Raw genomic sequence first — 9,744 nt, forward strand, 5'->3', positions numbered from 1 at the left:
TAAGTACAATATTTCTTGGACTTCAGTATAATTTTTCTTTAATAAGTACAATATTTCTTGGACTTCAGTATAATTTTTCTTTAATAAGTACAATATTCTTTGGACTTCAGCTCAATTTTTGTCAATAAGTTCAAACTATAATCCCCACTCCTCCAATCATATCATCAAAACACCCAGATTTATCATATGTGAAAATATCTTAACAATAATGACAGTTTTTTATTCAAGCTATGTAAAATGTGGTAAAATAAATACTAATGTAAGTTTTACTTTTTGGAGGAAAAATGGATATTCATATTTTATGTGGTGGACAAAGTACTGAACACGAAATCTCTTTGAGATCTGCTAGGTCCATCATTAATCAATTAAATAAAGATAAGTACAGAGTTTCATATACATATATTACTAGAGATGGCAAGTTTGTGCCGGTAGGTTTTTACGAAGAAGATATCAAAAATCCTGAAGATTTAGAGGAAGAATGTGATTTAACCGTTTTAGAATCTTTAGAAAATTTTGTTAGTTTTATTAATAAACTGGACGATCCTTTGATAATACCTGTAATCCACGGTTCTACAGGTGAGGATGGCCAGATTCAAGGATTCCTAAAAACTTTACAATTAAGATACGTGGGGAATGATTTACTATCTTCTGCTCTTTGTTTTGACAAGGCACTAACCAACGACATTTTTGAATTGAATGGCATTCCTCAAGCAAAGTATTATTCTATAAACAAATTCACTTATGATACTTGTGAAGACAAGGAAGAATTATTTGACAAAATAATTGAAAAACTTGGAGAAAAAGTTTTTGTAAAACCTTCAAATAATGGTTCTTCAGTCGGTGTATCAAAGGCTAGAAGAGACAACCTAAAAGAGGCTATCGAAGAGGCTTTCAAGTATGATAATAAAGTCTTGGTAGAAGAAGAAATCATTGGTGAAGAGCTAGAAATTTCTGTAGTTGGTAACCACAATCCAAAAGCTTCCCTACCAGGTTCATACTCTACTGAAAGGGAAGTTTTTGACTATACAGCAAAATACCATGATACAAAAACTATAAGGAATGTTCCTCATGAATTGGACAAGGCCTTAAGTGACGAAGTTAGACAATTAGCTATAGATAGCTATATCGCAACAGGTTGCCGTGGTTTTGCTAGGGTGGATATATTTATGGACAAGGATAATCAATTTTTCGTAAATGAAATCAACACATTCCCTGGAATGACTCCAACTTCACTATCTACAGATTTGTGGAGGGCAACTGACGGTACAAGCTATAGTGAGTTTTTAGATATATTGATTGATTTGGCTAATGAAAGGTAGTAAGAATGCTTAATCTAACACTTAAAGAAATCGCTCAATTAGCAGATGGAAAACTTAATAATGATAAATTTGAAGATGTAGTAATCAACGATGTTTCAATCGACACCAGAACCCTAGCCCAGGGGGACCTATATATTCCAATCATAGGTGAAAACTTTGATGGCCATAAGTTTATCGATTCAGCTATCATTAAGGGTGCCAAGGCAATTTTTTCCGAACAAGGAAAATTTGTTAAGGACGACTTTCCTATAATCTACGTAAAAGATACAACTGAAGCCTTACAAGAATTTTCTAGCAAATATAGACAAAGTCTAGATATTAAAATCATTGCTATAACCGGTTCAAATGGTAAAACTTCAACAAAGGACTTGATAAGTAAAATCTTAGAAGAAAAGTATATAGTTTCTAAAACTATTGGAAATCTAAACAACCACATTGGTTTACCACTTACCCTTCTTAAATTTAACAAAGATACAAATATCGGTGTAGTTGAAATGGGGACAGACGGCTTTGGTCAAATAGAAGTTTTGTCAAAAATCGCCAGACCTGATATAGCAATCATTACTAATATCGGGGACTCACATCTTGAGGCTTTAAAGACTAAGGAAAATATAGCTAAAGAAAAATTACATATTATTGACTATTTAGCTAAAAATGGTGTATTTTACTATAATTTAGATGACCCAATTTTAACTAGTGAGTATAAAAAATTAAATAAGAATATTAGAGATATAAGCTTTGGTAAAGATCCAAATGCTGACTATAGGTTAAATATAATTGAATCCAACAATAAGGGATCACTATTTACCCTAAATGATGATTTTTACAACCTTACTCTAATAGGAAAGCACCAGGTATATAACGCCAGCGTTGCAATTGCTGTAGCTGAAGAAATAGGAATTGAAGAAGATAAAATCAAACACGCCTTATTAGAAAATGAAGCAAGTTCTATGAGAACTGAGCTGATGAATATGAATGGCTTTGATATTCTTAACGACTCTTACAAGTCAAACCCTCAATCCTTGCTAACAGCCCTAGATACCTTGAGTATACTAGATGGCTATAGAAATAAAATAGCAATCTTGGGTGACATGTTGGAACTTGGAGAAAATGAAGAAGAACTTCATAGAAATATTGGTAGACAAATAGACCCTGATAAACTTGATTATCTACTTTTATTTGGTCCCTTATCCAAATACATCTATGATGAAGCTGTAAAAGTTATGGGTCAAAATAGAGTGTTTTATTTTGATAATAAGGATAAACTCGTAGACAAGGCAAAATACATTATAAAAAGAGGTGATATAGTATTGGTAAAGGCCTCTAGGTCTATGCATTTAGAAGAAATTATAGAATCTCTATCAAATTTAACATTTACTAAATAATAAACAAAAAAAGAGTTGATAATAGCTTTTTTAGCTATCTATCAACTCTTTTGGCATATTCATTTATCTTACCATAAATAAAGTCTAAACCATCTTTGAAATCAAAAGCTTCCATTTTTGTTTTATACTTATCCAAGTTTTGATACATATCATCTATAACTTCTAACAGATCTGCCTTTGTAGCTTCTTCTTCATTGACAATCACAGCAAAACCATCTTTTTCAAAAGATCTGGCATTTACAACTTGGTCCCCCCTTGATCCTTTTACTAGTGGAATAAGAATCATCGGTATCTTATAATATAAAAACTCAAAGATAGCATTGGCTCCTGATCTTGAAATTACAAGGTCGGATAAGGCTAATACGTCCTTTAAATTACTTGTCATGTATTCGTACTGATAATAACCTGCTAAGTCTATATCAGGATCTAGGTTACCCTTTCCTGCAGAATGGATCACTGTGTATTTTTCTAATATGTGTGGAAGATTTTCACGAATGGTTTGATTTATATAAGCTGACCCTTGTGATCCACCCATGACCAATAATACTGGTTTGTCACTTGTTAAGTCTAAATCTTCTATAGCCCTATTTTTATCACCATTTTTCAAATCTTCTCTAATGACAGGTCCTACATAGGTAGATTTTCCATCTTTGATATATTTATTAGTTTCTCTAAAAGTTGTAAAAATAGTCTTTACAAATGGCTGAACTAGTTTGTTTGCCAAACCTGGTGTAAAATCTGATTCATGGGCCAGAGTTGGAACACGGTTGACCCAGGCTCCAAATATTACTGGTACTGAAACAAATCCACCCTTAGAAAAACAAATACTTGGTTTTATTTTAAATATCTTGTATATGGACTGAATACAGCCAGCCATAACTTTGAATACATCTTTGAAATTTTCAAATATGCTCTTAACTGTTTTATGCCTTCTAAATTTACCAGTACTAATACTGTGATAATTAACACCACTAAGATTACTGATTAATTCTCTTTCAATACCATCTTTTGAGCCAAAGTAATGGATTTCCCAGCCGTCTTTTCTTAATCTAGGTATGAGGGCTAGGTTTACTGAAACGTGACCTGTAGTCCCTCCACCTGTTAGTACAATTCTTTTATTCATACTCTTCTCTATTTTTCTATTTTATCAACCATCATGTATGGTTTTAATACTTCGGGTATAGTTATTGATCCATCTTTATTTTGGTAGTTTTCTAATATGGCTGCAAAAGTCCTACCAACAGCAAGTCCTGATCCATTTAAAGTGTGTAAGAATTGAACTTTTCCGTCTTCGTCTCTGTATCTTAGATTTGCTCTTCTTGCTTGGTAGTCAACAAAGTTTGAACATGATGATATTTCTACATATCTATTGTATGATGGCATCCACACTTCTATATCATAGGTTTTTGCTGATGAAAATCCTAGGTCACCTGTTGATAATACTACTACCCTATAAGGAATTTCTAATAATTGTAGGATTTTTTCTGCGTTTTGAGTCAATGATTCTAATTCATCAAAAGAATCTTCCGCTCTTGTTAATTTAACTAATTCAACCTTGTCAAATTGATGGTTTCTTATAAGTCCTCTTGTATCCCTACCTGCAGAACCGGCTTCTTGTCTAAAGCATGGAGTGTAGGCAACATACTTAACTGGTAGCTCTTCATAGGATAAGATTTCATCTTTCCTATAGTTTGTTACTGGAACTTCAGCAGTAGGAACTAAAAAGAAATCTTTTGAAGGAATATGAAAGGCATCTTCCTCAAACTTAGGTAATTGTCCAGTACCTAGCATAGCTGACCTATTTACCATTAAAGGTACACTTAGTTCTGTATAGCCATGGTCTCTTGTATGAACATCTAGCATAAAGCTATAAATAGCTCTTTCTAGTCTTGATCCTAAGCCTTTAAAAATAGAAAATCTAGCACCGGATACTTTAGCAGCTCTTTCAAAGTCTAAAATACCAAGGTCAACACCTAAATCCCAGTGGGCCTTTGCTTCAAAGTCGAATTTTCTAGGCTCACCATTTTTTCTTATTTCAATATTGTCAGAATCATCTTGTCCTTCAGGAACATCTGGATTTGGCATGTTTGGAATATATAAAAGTTTTGTTCTAATATTGTCATTTAACTCGTTTACTTCTTCTTCTATATTTTTTACATAGCTTGATAATTCTTTCATTTGAGCAAAGATTTCTGTAACATCCTTGCCTTCTTTTTTCAATTGAGGTATAGACTTTGATACCTTGTTTTGCTCAGCTTTTTTAGTTTCTGATTCGGTAATCAAAGCTCTTCTTTTTTCATCTAAAGCTAGGATCTCGTCTATAGGGAAATCGTCATGTCTTTTCTTTAATAAATTAATTACTTCTTCTCTATTTTGTCTAATATATTTTATATCTAACATTTTATCCTCTTTTTATCATTCCTATGTTTTCAATTTTTATATCTTGCTTATATATTCCACTTGTTTTAGTAAGTCCCTTTTTTAGACCTAAGAATGTGACAACCAAATCTGCTTGGACGCAAACAATATTGCATTCTCCAGTATCATAGTCCATTCCAGATGGTATATCTACTGATATGGTATATATCCTAGACTTGTTTATACAGTCAATCACAAATTCTGTAGGGCCCTGGAAAGACCTTTCAAACTCTATGCCTGATATGGCATCTATCAGAGTGTTTACCTTGTTTAGATCAGATGGGAATTCATCTAAGTCACCAAGTGTTTCTAAAAATGAGACTTCTATATCTAAGTTTTTTATAATATTATATTGGTATTTAAATTCTTCATTAGCCAAGTTTAAACTATCGACTATATATATGTATACCTTTTTCCCTTCAGCATATAGGTTTCTTGCAATAGCTAGGCCATAGCTACCATTTTTATTTACTCCACATATTATAGCGAAGCTATGTCTCAGGTCAAGGTCTATATGCTTGATAGTCTTCAGCGCAGCCTGCTCTACTAATACATTTGGGTCTATACCTAATTTTTCAATATTGTAAGTCTCTAAGTCTTGGAAAGTTCTCCTATCAATTACTTTCATAACTGCATCCTTACATCATTACCAAACAATCGCTTTTGATAATATTTACCTACAATCCTTGAATAAATCCTAGCATCATAGATTTCTCTGAGCTCTTCAGGGTTAAGGTTTGAAGATATAACCACTGGTTTCTTCTTTACTAACCTTGAATTTATAACTTCAAAGATGGCTGATTTGCTTGCATCATTTGTATTATTTGTCCCTAGGTCATCTATAATCAAAAGGTCAGAATTAAATATAGTGTCTATTTCAGATTGCAATTTAGCTTTTTCTTCACTATATGAAAATCTGTGTAATAATATTTTATTTACTAGGTCTGATTCTGACAAGTAAAGAACAGAATAGCCCTGGTCCAATACCTCTTTGGTAATTGAGTTTAACAAATAGGTCTTACCTGTCCCAACCCTACCAAATATATATAGGTTTACAGAATCTTCGTCAAAGTGGTTGGCATATTGATATAATTCTTCTTTTATAGCTTTTATATTTTCATACGGACTTATCACCTCATTAGCTTGCCTATCTTTTCTAAATAAGGAAAGGTCAAAATTATCAAAGTTTTCTTCCTTGATTATTTCACTGACTCCCGTATCTTGATAAAGCTTGTTAGTCATCAACTGCCTCTTGCAGGTACATATCTTGGTACCTACAGATCCTGTATCCTTACACTTGACACAATGATAATGCATTTGTAAGTAGTCTACAGGGTAGTTATTTGAAGTCAATATATGATTAAATTCTTTATTTAATTGGTCAAGTCTTCTAGTGAGTTCACTTGTGTCTTTGCCGGAAACTAGGTAGTTAAATTTCTTTATACTATTTTCTTTTATAGCCCTATTTAAATCTTTCATTTGAGGAAATTTAGTAAATATTTCATTTTTTCTAGCTTCTAGACTAAGTTCATTATTCCTTCTTCTAGCCTCTAAAATCTCTTCTACTTGTCTCATATCTTTCCTCTATTTTCTATTTTTCTTATTAATAGGAATTTTCTTTTGTAGTTTTGCTTCTACAAAAGCTCTTCTTTCTTCTTTTGTCAACCTATCATCATTATCAATAAGTTGTTGTTTTCTTTGCTTGTTTTTTGTAGTGTTTTTTGTTTTTGAAGCTTTAGCCTCTTCCTTACTCTTGTTTCTAGCTTCAATATAAGTATCAAGTTTTTCCATATCTGTAGCCCCATCAATCATCCAATTTCGCATGGTTGCAACTAAAGGATCTACAGATTTTGTCCCCCTTATACCAGAGGCAATCATGTAGGCATAGGACATAAAGTCTGGGCTAGCATTGAAGTCATTCATAAGCTCCACAATTTTTCTTATTTCTCTAGGATTCAGGATTATTTCAACATCAGAGCTTTGAGAAATAAAGTCTTCAATAGATTTTATCATATCTCTTACAGCTAGGTTTTCTTCTTCTGTAGGAATGTCCGAGCTTACATTTTCACTAGTGGCAGCTGGGTTTTCAGTAGATATCTGTATATCAGCTAACTGTGGTGCCAATATTTGTAATCTCATGGATTTGAAAATGTATGAATCGCCATTTTTCTCAACTACACCCTTGTCTATCCAGTAAGACCAAGCATCTACCACTTGCCCTTCGCTTAGATTCATCTCCGCTGCAATATTTTCGTTGCTAGCATTGTCAACACCCATATGGGCTAATGATAAGGCATATAAATAAACTTTTATTTGACTTTCGTTAGCGTTAGCCATGAGGGTATTAATAAACATATTTTCTATTGGAGTGACGCCTAAATCTAATTGATCTTTTTGTAACTCAAGTTTCATTGATATACTCCTCTCTACTTAGTCTCATAAAATAAATTTTACTTTCAATTCTGCCTCTGCTTGTCCTGAAATGCTTTTTAATTTCTTTGTATTTTTCATCTTCTAAGTCTAAGGCTTGGTTTTCAAAAACTTCATATTTTTCCTTGTATATCTTAAAGTTAAAAGCTTTGTAGAGTCTAATGGCCCTATCATTCCAAGCATTGACTTCTAAAATCAAAGTACGCATTTTCATTTCTTTGAAATAAAGATCTAAAAATAGCTTCATGGCTTCTTTTCCATAGCCTTTTGAAGTCCATTTTGAATCTATAACTATACCTAATTTTCCAGACTTTATTATTGGTTTTATTTCTTTTACACCGATAAATCCTATCATTTCATCATCCAGATTTATTGAAAAATAAGAAGCAAAATTATTTCTTTGCTTTATAAGATACCAATAATCCGCCTGGTCTTCGGTCATATCATTGTAAGAATAACCGTAAAAAAGAGGTTCATCAAAACCTCTCCATGAAGAAAATCTCTTAGTATCTTCATACTTAAGTTTTTCTAAGTATAGCTTATTCTGGCTGGTCATAGTCATATCCTAAGTCATGGAAGGCTGTATTTTCCTTCTTGAAGAATAGTTTTCTGGTACCTGTCGGACCATTTCTATGTTTTGCTATATTTATTTCAATTATATTTTGCTCTTCAGCATCTTCATCGTAATAGTCATCCCTATAAAGCATCATTACAACGTCCGCGTCCTGTTCAATAGCACCGGATTCTCTTAGGTCAGAAAGCATAGGTCTCTTATTTGTCCTCTCTTCTGACTTTCTTGACAATTGAGATAAGGCCAAAACTGGAATGTTTAACTCTTTAGCTAGAGCTTTTAGTCCTCTGGAAATATTTGAGATTTCCTGTTGCCTATTTTCATTCCTACCTACTTCACTTGTCATAAGCTGTAAGTAGTCGATAACAATCAAATCTAATCCTGATTCAAGTTTCAATCTCTTGGATTTGGCTCTAAGTTCTGTAAGTGAGATAGAAGCTGTATCATCGATATATAAATCAAGATTATTTAAGGTTTCTGTTGTGTTGTACAACAAGGCCCAGTCTTGCTCTTCTATATTACCAGCTATGATATCTTGTAATTCAACCTTGGATAAGATTGAAATAATCCTTTGAAGGATTTGTCTTTTTGACATTTCTAATGAGAATACTGCTACCTTGTTACCAACTAAGGCCGCATTTAACCCCATGTGGATACCTAAAGCAGTCTTACCTACAGATGGTCTAGCCGCCAAAAGAATAAAGTCAGAATTTTGCAAACCAGATAATTGATTATCCAAGTCTCTAAATCCTGTTGTAACTCCTGTTAGACTCCCGTCATTTAGAGCAATTTCAGCTATATAGGCAAAGGTTTCAGAAACTATGTCTTCTACTTTTACAAGGCCATCCTTATTGTCAAATTCTGACATTTTAAATAGCTTTTCAGAAAAGTTTCCTATCAATTCTTCTGAAGAATGCTTGCCAGTCCTTACTTCATTGATGATATTGTCACCATAAGAAAGCAATTGTCTCAAAACAGATTTTTCTTTGATGATGTCAAGATAAGCTTCATAGTTTGCGCTATAATATTGTTCATCAACTAAACTAGTTAGGTAGCTACTGCCACCAATATTGTCTAATTGCCCCATTGATTCTATCTTGTTTATCAAGGTTGTAAAATCAACAGGAATGTTATCTTGGTTTAATGAGACTATGGCCCTAAAAACTATCTCATTTCTTAAATCATAAAAGTCTTTACTATTAATTTTTTCAAGAAGAAGATTCACCAAATCTGGGTGGATAATGGTTAGTCCCAAAACCGCCTTTTCAGTTTTTAAATCACTAGGTGGATTAAATTGTTCCATATCTTCCCCTTTTATTCTTATTGACCCTTAACTTCTACTTTTAGGTCTGCTGTCATTTCAGGGAATACTCTAACTTTAACTGTATATCTTCCTGATGTTTTAATATTTTCGCTTAGTTCAACTTTCTTTTTGTCTATTTCAAAACCTTTTTCTTTCAATTCATCTGCTATATCTTGGGCAGTTACTGAACCGAATAATTTTCCATCTTCACCAGATTTCTTTTCAACAACTAGGTCTAATTCTTCTAATTTTGATTTTAATTCTTCAGCTTCAGCTTTATTTTGTTTAAATTCTTCTTTTAATCTAGCCTGTTCTTCC

Annotated in this window: 10 protein-coding genes; 2 read left to right on the forward strand and 8 right to left on the reverse strand. The window is 32.9% G+C overall.

The annotated features are described in order from the left end of the window. Positions 1-284 precede the first annotated feature (284 nt). Both Q0U66_RS04425 and murF read left to right on the forward strand, forming a co-directional pair. Positions 285-1,319: a D-alanine--D-alanine ligase family protein gene (locus Q0U66_RS04425; RefSeq protein WP_297377854.1), complete on the forward strand. Its 1,035-nt coding sequence runs from the start codon at positions 285-287 to the stop codon at positions 1,317-1,319. A 5-nt stretch (positions 1,320-1,324) separates the two neighbouring features. Beyond that, positions 1,325-2,704, forward strand: coding sequence for a UDP-N-acetylmuramoyl-tripeptide--D-alanyl-D-alanine ligase (gene murF, locus Q0U66_RS04430; protein WP_297377856.1), 1,380 nt, complete (start codon positions 1,325-1,327; stop codon positions 2,702-2,704). Positions 2,705-2,738: 34 nt separating this feature from the next. On the opposite strand, the gene Q0U66_RS04435 is transcribed toward murF, so the two are convergent. The 8 genes from Q0U66_RS04435 to rplI all read right to left on the reverse strand — a co-directional run. Beyond that, positions 2,739-3,827, reverse strand: coding sequence for an undecaprenyldiphospho-muramoylpentapeptide beta-N-acetylglucosaminyltransferase (locus Q0U66_RS04435; RefSeq protein WP_297377858.1), 1,089 nt, complete (start codon positions 3,825-3,827; stop codon positions 2,739-2,741). Positions 3,828-3,835: 8 nt separating this feature from the next. After that, positions 3,836-5,104 carry a serine--tRNA ligase gene (gene serS, locus Q0U66_RS04440; protein WP_297377860.1) on the reverse strand — a complete coding sequence of 423 codons (1,269 nt, stop codon included), beginning with the start codon at positions 5,102-5,104 and terminating at the stop codon, positions 3,836-3,838. 1 nt (position 5,105) lies between these two features. Beyond that, positions 5,106-5,750, reverse strand: a complete 645-nt coding sequence (locus Q0U66_RS04445; protein WP_297377862.1) for an NAD(P)H-hydrate epimerase — start codon at positions 5,748-5,750, stop codon at positions 5,106-5,108. Beyond that, on the reverse strand, positions 5,747-6,697 hold the full coding sequence (locus Q0U66_RS04450; protein ID WP_297377864.1) for an ATP-binding protein: 951 nt from the start codon (positions 6,695-6,697) through the stop codon (positions 5,747-5,749). The genes Q0U66_RS04445 and Q0U66_RS04450 overlap by 4 nt, the downstream gene beginning before the upstream one ends. Before the next feature lie 9 nt (positions 6,698-6,706). Further along, positions 6,707-7,534: a DnaD domain protein gene (locus tag Q0U66_RS04455; RefSeq protein ID WP_297377866.1), complete on the reverse strand. Its 828-nt coding sequence runs from the start codon at positions 7,532-7,534 to the stop codon at positions 6,707-6,709. Further along, complete coding sequence (locus Q0U66_RS04460) at positions 7,524-8,108, reverse strand: GNAT family N-acetyltransferase (protein ID WP_297377867.1); 585 nt, start codon at positions 8,106-8,108, stop codon at positions 7,524-7,526. Before Q0U66_RS04460 ends, Q0U66_RS04455 begins: the two co-directional genes overlap by 11 nt. Next, a complete protein-coding gene (dnaB, locus tag Q0U66_RS04465; RefSeq protein WP_297377868.1) occupies positions 8,092-9,426 on the reverse strand; it encodes a replicative DNA helicase in 1,335 nt (444 codons plus the stop codon). The genes Q0U66_RS04460 and dnaB overlap by 17 nt, the downstream gene beginning before the upstream one ends. Before the next feature lie 17 nt (positions 9,427-9,443). Next, positions 9,444-9,744, reverse strand: a 301-nt coding sequence (gene rplI / locus Q0U66_RS04470) for a 50S ribosomal protein L9 (protein WP_297377870.1), incomplete at its 5' end; no start/stop codon positions are given.

Source organism: uncultured Helcococcus sp. (assembly GCF_946998255.1).
Lineage (GTDB): Bacteria > Bacillota > Clostridia > Tissierellales > Peptoniphilaceae > Helcococcus.